Source organism: Streptomyces sp. NPDC092369 (genome assembly GCF_044755245.1).
Lineage (GTDB): Bacteria > Actinomycetota > Actinomycetes > Streptomycetales > Streptomycetaceae > Streptomyces.
Genome location: NZ_JBIVQP010000008.1, coordinates 511,462 through 528,614, shown reverse-complemented (window position 1 = coordinate 528,614; position 17,153 = coordinate 511,462). Strand labels below are relative to the sequence as shown.

Sequence of the window (17,153 nt, the reverse complement as noted above, 5' to 3'; positions counted from 1 at the left end):
GCAGGTGGGGAGCCGTAGAGATCCTGGGAGGGACCGGAGCATGAGCGACGTGGCATACGACGCGCACGAGGTGAGGCGGGCCCGGTACGCGGTGGCCGCCGTGTTCGCCGTGCACGGCGCCGTGACCGGCTCGTTCGCGACCCGGGTGCCGTGGATCCAGGAGCACGCCCACCTCAGCGCCGGCCAGCTGGGATTCGCGCTCGCCTTCACGGCGTTCGGCGCCTCCTGCTCCATGCCGCTGGCGGGCCGTATCAGCCATCGCTTCGGCAGCCGCACCGCGCTGCGCGGTCTGCTCGCCCTGTGGACCCTGTCGCTGATCCTGCCCTCGCTCGCGCCGAACCTGTACACGCTGTGCCTGGCGATGTTCGTCTACGGCGCGAGCGCGGGCATGGCCGACGTCGCCATGAACGCGCTCGGCGTCGAGATCGAGGCGCTGCTCGGCAAGTCGATCCTGTCCGGGCTGCACGGCATGTGGAGCGCCGGCGCCCTGATCGGCTCGGCGGGCGGCACCCTCGCCGCGCACCTGGATTCGGACGCGCGCGTGCACTTCGCGCTGGCGGCGGCCACGCTCACCGCGCTCGGCACGCTGTTCTGCCGCTGGGTGCTCGACCTGCAGCCGGCCGAGGACGAGGAGCCGCCGCCGAGGTTCGCGCTGCCGCCGAAGTCGGCGCTGCTGATCGGTGCCGTCGGTTTCTGCGCGGTGTTCGCCGAGGGCGCGAGCCTGGACTGGTCGGCGGTCTATCTCCGTGACCAACTGGACTCCTCCGCGGGTCTGGCGGCGGCCTGCACGACCGGCTTCATGCTCACCATGGCGGTGGCCCGGCTGGTGGGGGACGCGGTGGTCAACCGCTTCGGCTCGGTCCGCACGGTCCGCGTCGGCGGCTTCCTCGCGGCCGCGGGCGGCCTGCTCGTGGTGGTCGCGGGGCATCCGGCGGTGGCGATGACCGGCTTCGCGCTGATGGGCCTCGGCATCGCCGTGGTCGTGCCGCTGTGCTTCGCGGCCGCGGGACGCAGCGGCCCGAACCCCAGTCAGGCCATCGCGGGCGTCGCGACCATCACGTACACCTCGGGTCTGATCGCGCCCAGTCTGATCGGCGGGGTGGCGCAGGCGTCGAGCCTGGTGGTGTCGTTCGTGCTGGTGTCGGTGCTGGCGAGCGGGCTCGTCGTGTTCGCGGGGGTGCTGCGGGCCGGCGACCGGGACCGGCCGAAGGTCAGTCGGCCGAGCGCAGCAGTGCCCGACCCGCGGCCCTGAAGTCCTCGCTCCACGGCGCCGGGCGCATGGTGACCGGGTCCAGCCGGACCAGGACCCGGGTGCCGCGGGCGTAGGTCACCGAGCCGTCGGCCGAGCAGAGGCGGAAGCCGTAGGTCAGGCCCGTGGTGCCGAGCCGGTCCAGCCACAGATGGACGGCGTACGTGCCCGGCCGGGTGACCGGTGCCTCGTAGCTGATCCGGAGTTCCTTCACCGCGTTGCAGGCGTCGCCGGCCGCCACCCAGTCGCCCGCGTAGTGGAAGCCGTGCTCCTCCAGGAACTCGCCCCAGGCCCGCTCGACCAGCAGCGGGTAGCGGGCGTTGTGGAGCAGGCCGAGGGCGTCCAGGTCGTCGAAGTGGACGGTGACGGGGGTGAGCCGGCCGTGCGACAGGGCGGGGGCGGTCGAGGCGTCGGCGGTCACGGCGGGGCTCCTGGGCGTCACGGATGAAGCGGTGGGGACACTTCATCCTAAGCGGACGCTCAGGAGCCCCTGTCGGAAGGGCCAGGTCGGCCCGCTGGACCCGGCCGGCTCCGGTCAGCCCGCTATCGAGTCCAACTGCTCCGCGGCCGGGCGCAGCGCCCAGAGGTCACCGCCGGGCGGCGCCTGCAGCTTCGGTACGGCCTTCTGCGCCGCCTTGTCGCCCGCGTCCGCCGCCGCGTGCACGACGTCGCTGGCCGCGTAGCGGTAGAACTCCAGCTCCGGGTGCGGCCACGGCACGGCTCCGGTCGCGGCCGGCAGCAGATAGTCGACCGCCTTGAACAGGCTCTGCCCGTCCGGCCCTTGATGCGCCCAGAGGTTCACGCCGACGTGCCGCCCAATGGCGGCGAGCCGGGTGTACGCGACCAGGTCGAAGGTCGAGTAGTGCCAACTCCGCGTCCGCGCCAGCTCCTGCGGCTGGCTGCCGTCGCCCGCGATCTGCGGGTCGAGGCGCTTGGCGGCGGCGTCGCGCACGGTCCGCCGGGCCAGACCCGTGTCGCCGGTCGCGTAGGCGAGAGCGGCGACCTGCATGTCGTAGAAGGTGCCGTGGTTGTTGGCCGCGGCTCCCTCCTGCTTGCCGAAGTCGCTGTCGACCAGCCAGTCGAGGAAGTCGGAGTTCCAGCGGGTCATGCCGGTGCGGTCGGCCTTCGTCCAGCCGGGGGCGCCGGTGGCGAGCAGCGCGAGCGCGTCGACCACGCTGGTGTACGACTGCGAGAAGTCGATGATCCCGATCGCGCGGCCGTCGTACTTGCAGGGGATGAACTGGGCGTGGTTCAGGTTGGGGTTCATCTTCGTGGCGGGGTTCAGGAACCAGGTGCGCAGGACCTGTCCGGCCTTCTCGGCGTACTTCTTCTTGCCCGTGTAGTACCAGGCGAGCGAGAGGTCGTACGTCGAGTCGAAGACCTTCTCGACGTCCTGGCGGTCGGTGCCGGTGTCGACCTCGGGGTTGCGCTGTCCGTCGCGCTGGACGTAGGGGCAGCCCCAGGGGTTGTCGGCGGTGGGGGTCGTCGACGGCCACCAGTAGGGCGCCTGGCTCAGATAGTCGTGAACATCCCCGCCGGGAGCGGGCTTCGGCTTGTCGACGACCGTCCAGGGGCCCTGGTTCAGCCAGTTGTCGGCGCGGGCCGTCAAGTTCCGCACGGAGCCGCGCAGTTGGGAGTCGCCTCGGTCGAGGCGGTGCTTCGTCTGCTGGAGGCGGGCGCCGTCGAGGACGGCGGTGTCCGGGGTCTTGGGGGCGGCATGGGTGGCGTGGGTGGCCTGTGCGGAGGGGACGAGCACGGCTGCGAGAGTCACCACGGCGGCGAGAACGACGGCCGCACGGGATCTTCCACTCATCTAACGCTCCGATCGATCGAGCATCGGTTCAGACACGTGAACAGAATTCATGAGTAGGACCGTGCGAGCGTAGGACTGCTGGATACCCGTGACAATGGTCCGGACAGCATTCATGGACGGAGATGGCCGATGTCGACCTGAACGACGATCCGTCGAGGACGGTCCGCTACGAGGACGCCAGGTCGTACGCGTACGACGGGCTGAACGTTCCGGGGCTCCCCTTGCAGCCGTCCGACTCCCCCGGCAGCTTCACCCACAGATAGGCGTCGATCCGGGCCTCGCCGGTGCTGAGCGTCGGCGCGCGACCGATCTTGCGGCCCGCGGGGTCGCACCACTCGCCGTCGTTCGGGGCGCCGTTGCCGTTGCGGCTGGTGTCGATGACGGCGCCCAGGCTCGCGGGGCCGCCCAGCGCGGCGAGGACCTGTCGGTCGTAGGCGATCTCGGCCGACGTGGTGTGGAAGTTGGAGACGTTGCTGAAGACGCCGTCGGAGGAGGCGGCCGAGGCGGCGCCCGCCTGGCGGAGCAGTTCGGCCTGCTTGCCGGCGGGGTTCCAGCCGGAGTGCCCTGCGTCGAAGTAGACCCGCGCCTGGGGGTCGGCCGCCTTGAGGACGCGGCCCGCACGGGCCAACGAGGCGAAGCGGTCGGCCCGTTGACCGGCGCCGAGGCAGTCGGCCTGGGCTATGGAGTCCGGTTCCAGGACGACGATGACCTCGGCGGAGCCGAGCCCCCGCGCGAAGGCGTCGATCCAGGCGTCGTACGCGTCGAGGTCGGGCGCCCCGCCCTGGGAGGCACCTCCGCAGTCGCGGTCCGGTATCGCGTACGACACGAGGACCGGCACCCGGTCCTGCCCGGCGGCGCCCGAGGTGACCGCGCGGACCCGGGCGGGGATGGTGTCCGGCGAGTAGTCGGTGAACCAGACCGCGGCCGGCCGGTCGGCGATGCGCGACTCGATGACCGGTGTGCGCGGGTCGGAGGGGTTGGCTCGGACCCAGTCCAGGACCTGGGACTCGGGGTGACGGTAGAGGCCCTCGGCCACGGGGACGCTCGGCTCCTTCCTCGTCTTCCTCGGGGCGGAACTCGCGGACGGGCGTGCCTTCTTGGGCGAGGGAGCGGCCGAGGTGCCGCTCGTCGAGGGGGACGGCACCACGGGCAGGCGTTCCAGGCTCGGGGAAGCGGTCACGTCGGATCCGGCCCGGTCCGCACCACGTCCGTCGTCGAGGGCGGACAGCATGCCGGTCGCGGTGCCGACGGCGACCACGACGGAGGCGACCGCGAGCATCGCGGAGCGGCGGGCGGCGCGACGGTGCTCGGCCCTGCGCTCGGCCAGCCGCTGGGCGCGCAAGCCTGACACGGTGGTGTGTCCCCTCCCCACGGCGGGTGCGTTCCCCCGTTCTGGGGAAGCGTCGGTCCCGCCGGCACTTCGGTCAGCGTATGACTGGGACCCTTCCCCCATGCCGCAATTGGAACAGATCACCACACCTGTGGACGTCGTCGTCTCGCGCATGCGCGCCCTGGACGCGGCTCTTCCGCAGCGGGACGGGATCGCGGTCTTCAACCGCGTCTACCTGGCCGTGACGGAGGCGGTCGACCGGCGGATCGAGGCCGGTGCCTTCACGGACGCGCGGGCCGCGATCACGCTGGACGTGCGGTTCGCGGAGCGGTACTTGGCGGCCGTGGAGGCGGCGACGGACGACCGGCGGCCGCCCGCCTGCTGGCGGCCGCTGTTCCAGCTCCGCCGGCATCCCGGCGTACGCCCGCTGCAGTTCGCCCTCGCGGGCATCAATGCGCACATCGGCCACGATCTGGCGCTCGCCGTGGTGGACACGTGTCGTAGCCTCGACTGCGAACCCGCCGAGGTGGAGGACGAGTTCGACCGCGTGGGTGATCTCCTCGTCTCGCTGGAGGAGCGCATCCGCGAAGATCTGATGCCGGGCCCCGACCTCTTCCAGATCGCCGACCCGCTCACCCATCTGCTGGGTTCGTGGAGTCTGGACCGTGCCAGGGACGCCACCTGGACGGCGGCACGGGCCCTGTGGGCGCTGCGCGGACTGCCCGATGTGGCCGAGGAGTTCACCGAGCGGCTGGACGCGGCGGTGGGTTTCGCCGGGCGCATGATGCTCACGCCGCTGCCCGACTGAGGCCGGGCGCCGCGGCCCCGCTCAGTCCTCCGGCAGCTCCACCGGCGCGATCTCGTCGTACACGTCACCCGGACCCGGGTTGGTCGCGTCCGTCCCGCCGCCGAAGTGGTGCATGACGCCCCACACCGCGTTCAGCGCGGTCTGGATCGCGCCCTCGGCCCAGCCCGCCGTCCAGGAGATGTCGTCGCCGGCGAGGAAGATGCCCCGCTTGTCCTCGGGCAGCCGGTCCTGCATGAAATGCGTGAACAGGCGCCGCTGATAGCGGTAGTGGCCGGGCAGGTTGGCCTTGAACGCGCCCATGAAATAAGGCTCGTTCTCCCAGGAGACCGTCACCGGGTTGCCGATGATGTGCTTCCTGATGTCGACCTTCGGATAGATCTCCCCGAGCGACTTCAGCATGACCTCCATCCGCTCGTTCGCCGACAGCGGCAGCCACTTGAGGCTGTCGTCGCACCACGTGTACGAGAGGCAGATGACCGCAGGCTTGTCCGGACCGTCGTCCAGGAGGTAGGTCCCGCGCGTCATCCGGTCGGTGAGGGTCATCGACATGACATCGCGGCCGGTCGGGTTTCCCCTGTCGTCGACGGCCTTGTCGAGCCAGAACGGCCGGTCGACAGGCACGAACAGCTTCGAGCTCTCCATGTAGTGCGTGCGCTCGATCGCCGTCCAGTGGTCGATCGGGAAGAGCGAGTCGTCGCAGGCGATCTTGGAGAGCAGCATCCAGGACTGGGCGGTGAAGATCGCCGCCTGGTAGGTGCGGATGTCGCCGTTGGCGTCGGTGACCGTGATCCGGTTGCCGGCGGTGCGGTGCAGCCGGGTCACGGCGGGGCGGGGTTCGCCGCCCACGTGCAGGGACGCCAGCGAGGTGCCGTAGGGCCAGTGCACGATCTTCTGCGGCTCGCGTTCCCAGAGTCTGACGGGCAGTTGCTGGGAGCCGCCGACGATGCCGCGGTGGTGGTCGTCGGCCTCGGTGTAGACGACCCGCAGGATCTCCAGGATGGAGTTGGGGAAGTCGGTGTCCCAGCCGCCGGTGCCGAAGCCGACCTGGCCGAAGATCTCGCGGTGCCGGAAGGACTTGAAGGCCTCGGAGTCGCAGAGGAAGCCGTAGAAGGTCTGGTTGTCGAGCCGTTCGACGAGCTTCGCCCAGATCTCGCGGATGCGCGGCACGTCCCGCTCGCGCAGGGCGCGGTTCATGTCGGAGAAGTCCGCGCCCTCTTCGAGGCACCTGTTCCACGCCTCGGCGACATCGCGGTAGACCTGCGGCAGATCGGCGACCGTCTCGGCGTAGTGCGACTCGCCCTTGAGGTCGACGACGGTCGAAGGGGTCGTCTCCGCAAGGGGGTTGGGGAACGGCCGGGTCCGAAGACCCACCAGGTCGATGTAGTGCTGGAGCGCGGTGGAGGAGGGCGGGAAGCGCATCGCCCCCATCTCGGCGGTCAGTTCCTCGGTGCCGACGCCGTCGAAGCCGACGGTGCGCAGCCGTCCGCCGATCCGGTCGGCCTCGTAGACGACCGGCTTGAGGCCCATCTTCATCAGCTCGTACGCGGCGACGATGCCGGACAGGCCGCCGCCGATGACCGCGACCTCGGTGCCGTGCTCGGTCGCCGGTATCTGGCCGAGGCCCGCCGGGTGGGCCAGGAAGTCGTCGTAGGCGTAGGGGAAGTCCGGCCCGAACATGGTGATCGGCGGCTGCTGTCGCTCGTCGGTGTGCTCGACGGCGTTGGGCACCGTGGACGTCATGGGGTGGGGACTCCTTGCGCGAAAAGAACGTGAGGGGAGAGGGAGAGAAAGCCGGCGCGTCAGCTGAGGGACCCGTAGAGACCGGGGCGGCGGTCCGTCAGATACGGGTTCGCCTCGCGGGAGGTCTTGAGGACGGCGGGGTCGGCCTCGGCGAAGGTCAGCTCCTCGCCGCGGCCCGCGCGGGCGCGGGCGACCCCGTCGGGTCCGGCCAGCGTGGAGAGACCGAAGAAGTCGAACTCCCCTTCCTCGCCGATCCGGTTGACGTACGCCACGTACATCTGGTTCTCCCAGGCCCGCACCGGGATCATCGACTCGGCGACGAACTGGAACGGGTGCATGTTCGCCGTCGGGACGAGCAGCAGGTCGGTGCCGGCGAGGGCGTGGGCGCGGACGGGCTCCGGGAACTCGACGTCATAGCAGATCATGAGCCCGACGGTCAGCCCGCCCAACTCGGCCTGGACGACCGGCTGTTCGCCCGGTGTGAAGTGGTCGCGCTCGAAGCGGCCGAAGAGGTGGGTCTTGCGGTAGTTCGCGAGGCGGGTGCCGTCGGCGGAGATCAGCTGGGCGGAGTTGAAGACGCTCTCGCCGTCCCGCTCGGGGTAGCCGTAGGCGATCGCGAGACCGTGCCGACCGGTGATCTCGGCGATCGCGTCGGCCGAGTCCCCGTCGGCGGGTTCGGCGAGGCGGCCGATGTCGTCGCCGATCGCGTACCCGGTGAGGAACATCTCCGGCGCGGTGAGCAGCTCGGCGCCCGCGGCGGCGGCCCGGCCCGCGGCCTCGTCGAGGACCCTGAGCTTCTCGACGATCGAGCCGGGGCGGCCGGAGCTCTGGAGCAGGGCGGTGCGCATGCGTGTTCCTCACCAGGACGAGAGGGGCGAAGTGCCGGAAAAGATGGAAGGGCCACCAATGGGACCCACTTAGACGGTACGGGCGCGGGTGGCCGAGCGACAAGGAGGAGCCGTTGCGCGCCGGTGAGCGGTTCGTTGCGCGGGCCACCCGTCCGGCGGAGATTCGTTGCGCGCCCCCGGGACCACCTCCGGTCCTCCTTGAGGCGCAGGTCACGGCCGGTTCCCCGCCGGACGGCGGAGGCGGGGTGCCTACTCGCGCGCGATGTGACGGCGAGGCGGCGCCGGGAGAGTGGTGACCGTCCGCTTCACCTGCAGAAAGGTCCGTCATGCAGCGTCGTACGAAGGTCGCCGTGCTCGGGGTCGCGCTCCTGCTCACCGTCGGTCTGACGGGTTCCGCCGTGGCGGCGGGATCCGCCGTCACCTCGGGAGCCGAGGGCAGGCCGCAGCGCGAGGCCGCCGCCCTCACCGGTACCGCGAAGCTCTACCGCTCGCTCGGCGACGACATCACCTTCTCCTTCGACGCCCACCTCGCGGCGAAGGACGACGCCGACCCGATGAAGGCCACCGGCACCTTCGAGTGGAGCCACTACCTGAACGGCGACGGCGCCTGGGCGAAGGCGAAGGTCGACTGCCTGGTCACCGGCGGCAAGGTGGCCGTCGTCTCGGGCATCGTCACCGACACGAACCTCCCCGACGCCAAGGGCACGCGGGTCGGCATCTCGGTCCACGACCTCGGCCACCGCGACCGGCTCGGCTACAGCTGGGCCACGACCGAGGACCTGGGCCCCAAGGACCTGCCCAAGTGCGTGAGTTCGGCCCCCTTCGAGAAGGTGAAGCAGGGCACGGGTGACTTCACGGTCGTGCCATGGGAGCCGCAGTTCTAGACCCGGTCCCCCGGGTCCGGCACGCGCACTCCCTAGATCTCCCGCAACCGCTCGACGATCTCCCGCAGCAGCTCGGGGTCGTCGGTCGGCAGCACGGTCGACGCCGGCCGGGGAGGATCGATCCGTACGAGACCGGTCTCGGCCAGATCGCCGAGCAGGACGCGTACGACGGTCAGCGGCAGGTCGGCGTCGGCGGCGAGTTCCACGACGGGCCGCGGGCCGCGGTGGAGCAGGGCCAGCAGGCACGCGCCCACGTGGTCGAGGCCCGGTGCCGTGCCGACCGGGGGCACCACGGTGACCTGCGACATCAGGTCGATGTGATGCCGGTCGGAGGGGCGGGTGCGGCCCCGCGTGACGGTGTAAGGGCGTACCAGGGCCCCGGTCTCGCCCTCGTACCAGCGCTCGTCTCTCACGGTGGGGTCACGGGCCGGCCGGGGCCTCGGCGGATCGTACGGCGGCGGCCAGGTGCCGGCCCACGCGGCGGACCAGGAGGCCCATCTCGTGGGCGAGTTGACCGACGTCCGTCTGTGCCTCGCTCAGCACGGCCAGTCGGCTGCCGTCGCCGGCCGGGGTGATGAAGAGGTAGGCGTCGTCGAGCATCACCATGGTCTGGCGGATCTCGCCCGCCCCGAACCGCTCCCCCGCCGAACCGGCCAGTCCGTGGAAGCCGGCGCAGATGGCGGCGAGGTGCTCGATGTCCCGGGCGCGCATGCCGTCCGAGGCACTCAGGGGCAGGCCGTCGGCGGTGAGCAGCACGGCCTGACGGACCTGGCCGGTGCGGGCGACGAGGTCGTCGAGCAGCCAGCCGAGGCCGGTGCCCGGGGTGTCGGCGGGGGTGGCGCGGCTGATGGCGCGGTCGGGGCTCCGGTCACGGGGCATCGGCGGGGTCCTTGCCTTTCTCGTTCTCGGTTCGCCACGTGGGGTCGGAGTCCAGGGGCAAGCCTCGGCGGCCTCGGGCGAGACCCGTCGCAAGGCCCCGAGGGCGGTGCGCGTACCTTCTCGGAGTTCTCCTCGCGCGGGGCCGCGAGGGCCACGCGGGGAGACCGAGCCATGCCGTCCTCGCCCTCAGCCAACACCCCTTCGGGCAACAGCACCAGCGCCGACGGAACCGGCTGCCCGCGAAGTGCGGAATTCCTTGCCGATGACGTTACCGACTGTTCCTACTCACCGGTAGTGAATCGTCGCACAAGCTGGCGGCCCGTCCGCCGGGACCACGACGACCGACCGGCCGCCAGCACCGCAGCCGTCACGAGATACGGCACGGCGAACAGCGCGAACGCGGTGCCGTTGGAGGCGCCGGTGGCGATCGTCGCGTACCCGGCGTAGACGGCGACCGTGCCCAGTTCGGTGCCCAGGCTCGCGACCGAGGTCAGCGTGGCCCGGCCGGCGTCGTCGCCGATGCGCTGCTGGAGGCGGACGTCGGCCAGCACGGTCGCCAGCTGGAAGCCGCCGAAGGCGACCGCCACCAGGCCGAGACCGACCGTCGTCCGCGTCAGCGCCCCCGCGGCCAGGGCGATCCCGGCACCCGCGAGCACCGACGCGAATCCCGCCGTACCCAGCCGCTCGAAGGGTCCGGCGAGCAGGCTCCCGGCCGTGGCCCCGGTCCAGATCAGCAGCAACAGATACGGCACCGTCGTCTCCGCGACGCCGGTGTCGCGCACCAGCAGGGGCGTGTACTCGTCGAGCGCCCCCCAGACGGCACCCACCGCGGGGATCAGCAGCAGTGCCCCGCGCAGCGACCGGTCCTTACGGACCTCGGCGAGCCCGGAACGCAAGGTCGCGGCCCAACTCCCTTCTCCGGAGCGGGAGATGATCCGGTGCTCCGGGAACCGCGTCGCCGTCACCGCGGTCGCCACGCAGGCCAGCACGCTCGCCGCGCCCACGGCCGGGTAGCCGCCCCAGGCGAACACCGGACCGGCGAGCCCCATCGACGCCATCACCGCGACCAGACCCGCCGCCCGGGCCCGGCCCATGATCCGGGCGTACCGATCGCCCGCACCGGCCCGCTCCAACTCCTCGTAGACAAGCGCCTCCAGCGCGCCGGAACCCAGTGCTCCGCGCGCGCCCCACAGCACGAAGCCGAGGGCGAAGGCCCAGTACGAGGGGGTGAGCACCCACAGGGCGAAGCCGGCCGCGGTGAGCAGCGGACCGAGCCACAGCAGCAGCTTCCGGGACACGGCGTCGGCCCAGGCGCCCGAGGGCACCTCCAGGAACACGCCGGTCAGCGACCAGAGGGCGAAGAGGGACGAGATCTGCCAGACGGACAGTCCGGTGTCGCTGAACAGCAGCGCGTACACCGGGTAGAGCAGGACGAAGTCGTCCAGGAACGCATAGCCGTACAGCGTGGCCGTGAGCCGGCGGACGCCGGTGCCGACGGGCACACGCGCAGGTGAGAGTGTCATGAGGCCTTCCCGCAGGGACGGATCGGATGCCGGAGGTACGGCGTCCGAGGCGGCCCTCGGGAGGCACGGCTGGTGGATCAATGTCGCCAGGTCATGTCACCGATGGTAGACACGCCGGGCGGATCCGTCCGGGAATTGCTCCCAGCACTACGTGGGCGAGCCCGACGAGAAGCGGCGCAGCAGCGGTGACAGCACCAGCACCGACTTGGTGCGCTCGACGAACGGCTCCCCGGCGATCCGTTCCAGGACCCGCTCGAAGTGCCGCATGTCGGAGGCGAAGACCTGCACGACGGCGTCCGCGTCACCGGTGACGGTCGAGGCCGCCACGACCTCCTGGTAGCGCTCCAGGCCACGCTGGATGGTCTCCGGCGAGGTGTTGGACCGGCAGTAGATCTCGACGAACCCTTCGGTCTCCCAGCCCAGCGCCGCCGGGTCGACCCGCACGGTGAAGCCGGTGATGGCGCCGCTGGCGCGCAGCCGGTCCACCCGGCGCTTCACGGCGGGCGCCGACAGGCCGACCAGCTGCCCGATGTCCGCGTAGGAGCGACGGGCGTCCTCGGCGAGGGCGTGCACGATGCGTTCGTCGAGATCGTTCAGCACAGTGGGTTGATCACTTTTCGGGTGACGCGATTACGGGAGCGGCGACGGCCGTGGGTGACGCGGCGATGGCCGTATACGAAGTAGAACACGAGCCGGTGGCCGTCCGGACGCCGAAGCCCACCCGGGCACCGCCTACCTCGGCCGGCACCCGTCAGCGTCCCCGGCACGCACTCAGCGCGAGCAGTTCGAGCATCTCGACGTCAAGGCGACTTGACGAGAGCGCCCGGCCCCGGACACAGGGACGGCCCCCGCCGTACGACAGGGGCCGCCTCAACCAGGACGGTCTCAACAGGAGCCGTCGGCAACGGACTCGGTTCAGCTCCAGCTGGCGTGCAGCGGCTTGCCCTCCGCGTAGCCGGCCGCGCTCTGGATGCCGACGACCGCCTTCTCGGCGAACTCCTCCAGGGAGCCGGCGCCGGCATAGGTGCAGGAGGAGCGGACGCCCGCGATGATCGAGTCGATCAGGTCCTCGACGCCCGGGCGGGCCGGGTCGAGGAACATGCGGGAGGTGGAGATGCCCTCCTCGAACAACGCCTTGCGGGCCCGGTCGTACGCCGACTCGTCCGAGGTGCGGTTGCGCACGGCCCGCGCGGACGCCATGCCGAACGACTCCTTGTAGAGCCGCCCGTTCGCGTCCTGCTGGAGGTCGCCCGGCGACTCGTACGTGCCCGCGAACCAGGAGCCGATCATCACGTTCGATGCCCCGGCGGCCAGTGCCATCGCGACATCACGCGGGTGGCGGACACCGCCGTCGGCCCATACGTGCTTGCCGTACTTCTTCGCCTCGGCCGCGCACTCGAGGACCGCGGAGAACTGGGGCCGGCCGACGCCGGTCATCATCCGGGTGGTGCACATGGCACCCGGTCCGACCCCGACCTTGATGATGTCGGCGCCCGCCTCGATCAGGTCCCGGACCCCCTCCGCGGCGACGATGTTGCCGGCCGCGATCGGGACCTGCGGGTCCAGGGCGCGTACCTGCTTGATAGCGCTGATCATCGACTCCTGGTGGCCGTGGGCCGTGTCGATGACGAGCGTGTCGACGCCCGCGTCCAGCAGCTGCTTGGCCTTCTGCACGAAGTCGCCGTTGATGCCGACGGCGGCGGCGATGCGCAGCCTGCCGTTCGCGTCGGTGGCCGGCGTGTAGAGCGTGGCGCGCAGGGCGCCCTTGCGGGTGAGGATGCCGGCGAGCCGGCCGTCCTTGTCGACCGCGGGCGCGTACCGCCGGTTCGCCGCGTCGAGCCGGTTGAAGGCCTCGCCCGGGTCGATGTCCGCGTCGAGCAGCAGCAGGTCGCGGGACATGACCAGGCCGATCTGGGTGAAGCGGTCGACGCCGGTGAGGTCCTGGTCGGTGACGACACCGACCGGCCGCCCGCTGTCGTCGACGACGACACCGGCGTTGTGCGCGCGCTTGGGCAGCAGGGCGAGCGCGTCGGCGACGGTCTGGTGCGGGGTCAGCCGGATCGGGGTGTCCAGGACCAGGTGGCGGCTCTTCACCCAGGAGACGACGTCGGTGACGACCTCGATCGGGATGTCCTGCGGAATGACCACGAGCCCACCGCGCCGGGCCACGGTCTCGGCCATGCGCCGGCCGGCGATCGCGGTCATGTTGGCGACGACCAGCGGGATCGTGGTGCCCGTGCCGTCCGGGGAGCCGAGGTCCACGCCCTGCCGCGAGCCGACCGCGCTGCGGCGGGGCACCATGAAGACGTCGTCGTACGTCAGGTCGTACGGGGGCTGGATGTCATTGAGGAAACGCACGTGCCGCACATCCCAGTCGATCAGAGGTGGTCCCCGGACAGGTCAGCCAGGGGGAAGAGCACGTACTTCATTGTCCCACGGTGGGCGCGATGCGATGCCCGGGAGCATCATCCAGGCAGGTCAGCGCCGCATTCGGAGGAACCTCCAAGCGCTCGCCCGTCGAAAGCGACTAGGCCCCACCGAGCGCGAGCACCACGGAAAGCGCCGCCGTCCGGTCCACCGCCTCGCCGAACACGTCGACCGCGGTCCGCCACTCACCGGGCCGCGCCTCGGCATACGGTCGCCAGTTCCGTACGACGATCAGGAGCCCCTGCTCGACGGCTCCGTCGGGCCAGACGGTGTGGTCGGAGAGGCTGTCGGCGAGGGCGTCCCAGTTGCGGCCGAACCAGTCGGGCAGCGCCAGGGCGCGGGCGCACCGGTCCATCAGGCCCGCCTTGTCGGTGACCCCTTCGAGGTCGAGCGTGACCGTCAGTTCCGCCATCTCAGTACCGCCTCCGTCATCTCAGAACCACCCTGAACGAGTTGTGGTGATCGTCGGAGTAGTTGTATCCCGGCACACGGCCCCGCACCCCTGCCTTCGGCCCTGCGTCCCGGGACTGAAGACACGGCACAAGGGGCGAAGCCCTACGCCGTGCGCTCGATCCTGTCCAGCGTCTCCTCCAGGCCCGCCAGGTCCGGATGGGACCGCAGGTCCGCGAGTTCCAACTCCCGTCTGGAGCGCAGGAACTCGTGCATCTCGTCGGTGTAGGCGTCGGTCAGCTCCTGCGGAGTGACGGCGAGTCCCGCCGCCATGCTCGCCGTGATCGCGTCGTCCAGGCCACCGGACAGCGCCAGCGACGTGACGATCAGGAGCGTCGCGCGCATACCGGTGGCCTCGACGTCGTACCCGGCCGACCGGGCACGGCACAGCAACCATTGAGCGAAGTGGGTCTTCGCGGCCTCTTCCCCGTACATGAACTCTCCCTGCGTCGAGCCGGGCGGTGGCCCGGTGACTGTTCTTACGTACGCGAAGCCCCAGAACGCACCTCCGGGCCCGTCCGCCACCGTCATCGGCGACAACTCGAACCCGCGTGCTGGGCAAAATCAGAGGCCTCAGCGGCGCCCGGAACGGGGTCGTACGCGGCCTCGGCGGGCCCCCGGACGGACGACGGACGCTGTACGCGCGCCCTGTTCCGGGCGCCCTCTGACGAGCCCTCACCTGCCCGCCCACGACCTCACCAGAACTGCTCTGACCTGGTGTTTTCATGAATTTCTCCTAGGGTGGAGACATCTGCCGGACGCCATGGGAGGGGTTTACATGAGTGGGGATGGCATGAGGTACGACGCTGCCCAGATCGAGGTCTTCGAGGGGCTGGAAGCCGTACGCAAACGGCCTGGGATGTATGTCGGGTCGACCGGTGAACGGGGCCTGCAGCAGATGGTGCTCGATGCCGTCGGCCAGGCGGTGAACGGAGCACTGGCCAAGGGAGGCGGCCGTATCGACGTCACGCTCACGGCCGACGGCGGGGTGCGGGTCGCCGATGACGGGCCCGGAGTTCCCTTCGAGGACCCGGGCGACGGAGTCACCGGCGAACTCGGCCTCGAAAGCCTGCTGACCAGCTTGCGCACCGGGCCCGAGCCCAGCGGCCGGCACATCGTGTTCCTGGCCCCTCTCGGTGTGGGGCTCTTCGTCGTCAACGCCCTGTCGAGCCGACTGACGGCCGAGGTGCGGCGCGAGGGGACCCATCGGGTCCAGGAGTACGCGCGCGGTGTCCCTCTCGCCCCGCCCACGACCGTGGGACCGGCGACCGGAAGCGGGACGACCATCGCCTTCTGGCCCGACGCCGAGATCTTCGAGACGACGCACTGCGCGTTCGCCGTACTGGCGGAGCGTCTGCGACAGGTGACCTTCCTCAACCGGGGTCTGGACATCTCACTGACCGACGAACGTCCGGGGGGAGGAACCCGGGCGGTTCGGTTCCAATTCCCGGACGGCGTACGGGACTTCGTGGCCGCTCTCGCCACGGATGGGCTGGGCGCATCTCCGGACGTCATCGGCTTCGAACGGGAGGACCCGCGGATGGCGGGGACGATGGAGGTCGCCCTCGCCTGGCACAGCCGCCAGAAGTCGGTACACAGCTTCGCCAACAGCCTCGCCACTCACGAGGGCGGCACGCACGTGGAGGGCTTCTACGACGGTGTGGCGGCCGCGGTCTCGGCCTACGCGCGAAAGCGGGAGCTGCTGACGGCAGTTGATCCCGGCCCCGGCGCCGAGCGCGTAGGCACGCACCTCTCGGCGGTCGTGTCGGTGAAGCTCGACCAAGTCGAATTCCGCGGCGCCACGCGGACATTGCTCAGCAACCCGCCCGTACGCACCTGCGTCGGAGACGCCGTCCAAGAACATCTCGGGACCTGGTTCGACGAACACCCGGAACAGGCGACGGGGATCGTCGAACAGATCATCCGGGACCGCCCCCAGGACCACCACCACGACTGCCACCAGGGCTGAACTCCCGGCCGACGAGCAGGCACAGCGGCAGACAGGGGACGGGCGGGGCGGCATCTCACCGATGCCACCCCGCCCGTCCCCTCACGACCTGCCTCGTGACCCGCGTCAGCCCCTGTCAGGGTCCATCCGGATCCGTCCGGCTGAGCGCCGACTTCGGGGTCGGTCCCGACGTCATCAACACGTCCGCCGCCGACGTGTCCGTCACCAGGCTGGTGACGAGCCCGGACCGCAGTACCGCGTCGATCGCGGCAGCCTTCCGCGCCCCGCCCGCGATCGCCACGACCTCGGGGATACGGCGGAGCTGGTCCGCCTTGACCGTGATGCACCGCTCGCCGAGGTCCCGTCCGACCCGACGGCCCTGCGCGTCGAAGAGGTGCGCGGACATCTCGGCGGCGACACCGAGGGAGGCGTAGTGGCCCCGCTCCTCGTCGCTGAGCATGTCGTGCACCGTCGAGATGCCGGCCTCCCAGGAGCCGATGGAGACGCAGGCGACCGTGACCTTGTCGAAGTACTCGAAGGCCCGGGCGATGCCGGTCTGGTGGCGCAGCGCCTCCGCGGTGGCCGCGTCCGGCAGCAGCATCGGCGCGTAGATCGGGTGGGCGTCGCCGCCGGCGACCTGGGCCGCGCGGCGGACCGCCTCCACCGAGCCGCGCTCGGCGGTCCCGGCGTCGTACACACCCGTCAACTGCACCACCGTGCACGGCGGCAGCCGGTCCAGGGCCGCGGCCATGTGGATGGTGGAGCGGCCCCAGGCGAGGCCCAGCACATCGCCCTCGTTCAGCAGCTCGCCGAGCAGTTCGGCGGCCACCTCGCCGAGGTTCTCGGGGTCGGGCGACTCGTCGGGTTCGGCCGGGGACTCGACCACGACGGCGTGCCGCAGGCCGTAGCGGGCGCGGAGCGCGTCGGAGCGCTCGGCGTCCAGTTCGGCCGGGACACGGATCTCGATGCGTACGAGGTCTCGTTCGAGGGCAGTCTCCAGTACCCGGGCCACCTTGAAGCGGCTGACGCCGAACTCCTCCGCGATCTGGATCTTGGACTTGCCCTCGAGGTAGAAGCGGCGGGCCATGGCCGCCGCCTGCACCAGCTCAGCGGGTCCCATCCGCACGGCTGACCGGCCCGCCGACATACCCGACACGGCGTTCTCCTCACTGCTGTTCACACTCTGGATTCGCCGTTCATCCTTGCAGATCCGGCGCACTTGATCCGCCCTGATGGGCGCCGTTCACGTAGCTG

General features: G+C 71.0%; 17 protein-coding genes. 4 read left to right on the top strand and 13 right to left on the bottom strand.

The features are described 5' to 3' along the window. The first annotated feature begins 40 nt into the window (after positions 1-40). The gene (locus ACIQI8_RS40380) at positions 41-1,252 is read left to right on the top strand and encodes an MFS transporter (protein ID WP_402362557.1); all 1,212 of its coding nucleotides are present in this window, start codon (positions 41-43) and stop codon (positions 1,250-1,252) included. On the opposite strand, the gene ACIQI8_RS40375 is transcribed toward ACIQI8_RS40380, so the two are convergent. The 3 genes from ACIQI8_RS40375 to ACIQI8_RS40365 form a co-directional block, all read right to left on the bottom strand. Beyond that, positions 1,212-1,670 (bottom strand): acyl-CoA thioesterase, encoded by a 459-nt coding sequence (locus ACIQI8_RS40375; RefSeq protein ID WP_402362554.1) that lies wholly within the window; start codon positions 1,668-1,670, stop codon positions 1,212-1,214. The two genes, ACIQI8_RS40380 and ACIQI8_RS40375, sit on opposite strands and share 41 nt — an antisense overlap. A 114-nt stretch (positions 1,671-1,784) precedes the next feature. Then, positions 1,785-3,062: an alginate lyase family protein gene (locus ACIQI8_RS40370; RefSeq protein ID WP_402362551.1), complete on the bottom strand. Its 1,278-nt coding sequence runs from the start codon at positions 3,060-3,062 to the stop codon at positions 1,785-1,787. Between the two features lie 166 nt (positions 3,063-3,228). Then, positions 3,229-4,341, bottom strand: coding sequence for a glycoside hydrolase family 6 protein (locus ACIQI8_RS40365; protein ID WP_402362806.1), 1,113 nt, complete (start codon positions 4,339-4,341; stop codon positions 3,229-3,231). Between the two features lie 172 nt (positions 4,342-4,513). Between ACIQI8_RS40365 and ACIQI8_RS40360 the strand changes: the two genes are divergently transcribed. Continuing rightward, complete coding sequence (locus ACIQI8_RS40360; RefSeq protein WP_402362548.1) at positions 4,514-5,200, top strand: DUF5995 family protein; 687 nt, start codon at positions 4,514-4,516, stop codon at positions 5,198-5,200. 21 nt (positions 5,201-5,221) lie between these two features. Here ACIQI8_RS40360 and ACIQI8_RS40355 read toward each other — a convergent pair whose 3' ends face one another. Next, positions 5,222-6,940, bottom strand: a complete 1,719-nt coding sequence (locus ACIQI8_RS40355; RefSeq protein WP_402362545.1) for a flavin monoamine oxidase family protein — start codon at positions 6,938-6,940, stop codon at positions 5,222-5,224. Positions 6,941-6,999: 59 nt separating this feature from the next. Then, positions 7,000-7,788: a carbon-nitrogen hydrolase family protein gene (locus ACIQI8_RS40350; protein WP_402362542.1), complete on the bottom strand. Its 789-nt coding sequence runs from the start codon at positions 7,786-7,788 to the stop codon at positions 7,000-7,002. A 326-nt stretch (positions 7,789-8,114) separates the two neighbouring features. Here ACIQI8_RS40350 and ACIQI8_RS40345 point away from each other — a divergent pair, with 326 nt between their 5' ends. After that, positions 8,115-8,672, top strand: coding sequence for a Repetin (locus ACIQI8_RS40345; RefSeq protein ID WP_402362539.1), 558 nt, complete (start codon positions 8,115-8,117; stop codon positions 8,670-8,672). Positions 8,673-8,704: 32 nt separating this feature from the next. Here the strand turns inward: ACIQI8_RS40345 and ACIQI8_RS40340 are convergent, their stop codons facing one another. The 7 genes from ACIQI8_RS40340 to ACIQI8_RS40310 all read right to left on the bottom strand — a co-directional run bounded on the left by ACIQI8_RS40340 (position 8,705) and on the right by ACIQI8_RS40310 (position 14,386). Next, positions 8,705-9,085 carry a DUF742 domain-containing protein gene (locus ACIQI8_RS40340; RefSeq protein ID WP_402362536.1) on the bottom strand — a complete coding sequence of 127 codons (381 nt, stop codon included), beginning with the start codon at positions 9,083-9,085 and terminating at the stop codon, positions 8,705-8,707. Between the two features lie 7 nt (positions 9,086-9,092). Next, positions 9,093-9,551 carry a roadblock/LC7 domain-containing protein gene (locus ACIQI8_RS40335; protein WP_402362533.1) on the bottom strand — a complete coding sequence of 153 codons (459 nt, stop codon included), beginning with the start codon at positions 9,549-9,551 and terminating at the stop codon, positions 9,093-9,095. Between the two features lie 281 nt (positions 9,552-9,832). Further along, positions 9,833-11,074: an MFS transporter gene (locus ACIQI8_RS40330; protein ID WP_402362530.1), complete on the bottom strand. Its 1,242-nt coding sequence runs from the start codon at positions 11,072-11,074 to the stop codon at positions 9,833-9,835. A 147-nt stretch (positions 11,075-11,221) separates the two neighbouring features. After that, positions 11,222-11,674 carry an Lrp/AsnC family transcriptional regulator gene (locus ACIQI8_RS40325; RefSeq protein WP_124002888.1) on the bottom strand — a complete coding sequence of 151 codons (453 nt, stop codon included), beginning with the start codon at positions 11,672-11,674 and terminating at the stop codon, positions 11,222-11,224. Positions 11,675-11,989: 315 nt separating this feature from the next. Continuing rightward, positions 11,990-13,432, bottom strand: a complete 1,443-nt coding sequence (locus ACIQI8_RS40320; protein ID WP_402362526.1) for a GuaB1 family IMP dehydrogenase-related protein — start codon at positions 13,430-13,432, stop codon at positions 11,990-11,992. 169 nt (positions 13,433-13,601) lie between these two features. Next, positions 13,602-13,913: a barstar family protein gene (locus ACIQI8_RS40315; RefSeq protein ID WP_402362524.1), complete on the bottom strand. Its 312-nt coding sequence runs from the start codon at positions 13,911-13,913 to the stop codon at positions 13,602-13,604. Between the two features lie 143 nt (positions 13,914-14,056). Next, entirely contained in the window at positions 14,057-14,386 is a 330-nt protein-coding gene (locus ACIQI8_RS40310; RefSeq protein ID WP_402362521.1) for a hypothetical protein, read from the bottom strand. A 358-nt stretch (positions 14,387-14,744) separates the two neighbouring features. Between ACIQI8_RS40310 and ACIQI8_RS40305 the strand changes: the two genes are divergently transcribed. After that, entirely contained in the window at positions 14,745-15,920 is a 1,176-nt protein-coding gene (locus ACIQI8_RS40305) for an ATP-binding protein (protein WP_402362518.1), read from the top strand. A gap of 115 nt (positions 15,921-16,035) precedes the next feature. On the opposite strand, the gene ACIQI8_RS40300 is transcribed toward ACIQI8_RS40305, so the two are convergent. Next, on the bottom strand, positions 16,036-17,079 hold the full coding sequence (locus ACIQI8_RS40300; protein WP_401725350.1) for a sugar-binding transcriptional regulator: 1,044 nt from the start codon (positions 17,077-17,079) through the stop codon (positions 16,036-16,038). Between the last annotated feature and the right edge of the window lie 74 nt (positions 17,080-17,153).

Bases quoted from the DNA above. Each gene is read 5' to 3' on its own strand.
- ACIQI8_RS40380 (WP_402362557.1), top strand. From the start codon at position 41: ATGAGCGACGTGGCATACGACGCGCACGAGGTGAGGCGGGCCCGGTAC.
- ACIQI8_RS40370 (WP_402362551.1), bottom strand. From the start codon at position 3,062: ATGAGTGGAAGATCCCGTGCGGCCGTCGTTCTCGCCGCCGTGGTGACT.
- ACIQI8_RS40365 (WP_402362806.1), bottom strand. From the start codon at position 4,341: ATGCTCGCGGTCGCCTCCGTCGTGGTCGCCGTCGGCACCGCGACCGGC.
- ACIQI8_RS40360 (WP_402362548.1), top strand. From the start codon at position 4,514: ATGCCGCAATTGGAACAGATCACCACACCTGTGGACGTCGTCGTCTCG.
- ACIQI8_RS40355 (WP_402362545.1), bottom strand. From the start codon at position 6,940: ATGACGTCCACGGTGCCCAACGCCGTCGAGCACACCGACGAGCGACAG.
- ACIQI8_RS40350 (WP_402362542.1), bottom strand. From the start codon at position 7,788: ATGCGCACCGCCCTGCTCCAGAGCTCCGGCCGCCCCGGCTCGATCGTC.
- ACIQI8_RS40345 (WP_402362539.1), top strand. From the start codon at position 8,115: ATGCAGCGTCGTACGAAGGTCGCCGTGCTCGGGGTCGCGCTCCTGCTC.
- ACIQI8_RS40335 (WP_402362533.1), bottom strand. From the start codon at position 9,551: ATGCCCCGTGACCGGAGCCCCGACCGCGCCATCAGCCGCGCCACCCCC.
- ACIQI8_RS40330 (WP_402362530.1), bottom strand. From the start codon at position 11,074: ATGACACTCTCACCTGCGCGTGTGCCCGTCGGCACCGGCGTCCGCCGG.
- ACIQI8_RS40315 (WP_402362524.1), bottom strand. From the start codon at position 13,913: ATGGCGGAACTGACGGTCACGCTCGACCTCGAAGGGGTCACCGACAAG.
- ACIQI8_RS40310 (WP_402362521.1), bottom strand. From the start codon at position 14,386: ATGTACGGGGAAGAGGCCGCGAAGACCCACTTCGCTCAATGGTTGCTG.
- ACIQI8_RS40305 (WP_402362518.1), top strand. From the start codon at position 14,745: ATGAGGTACGACGCTGCCCAGATCGAGGTCTTCGAGGGGCTGGAAGCC.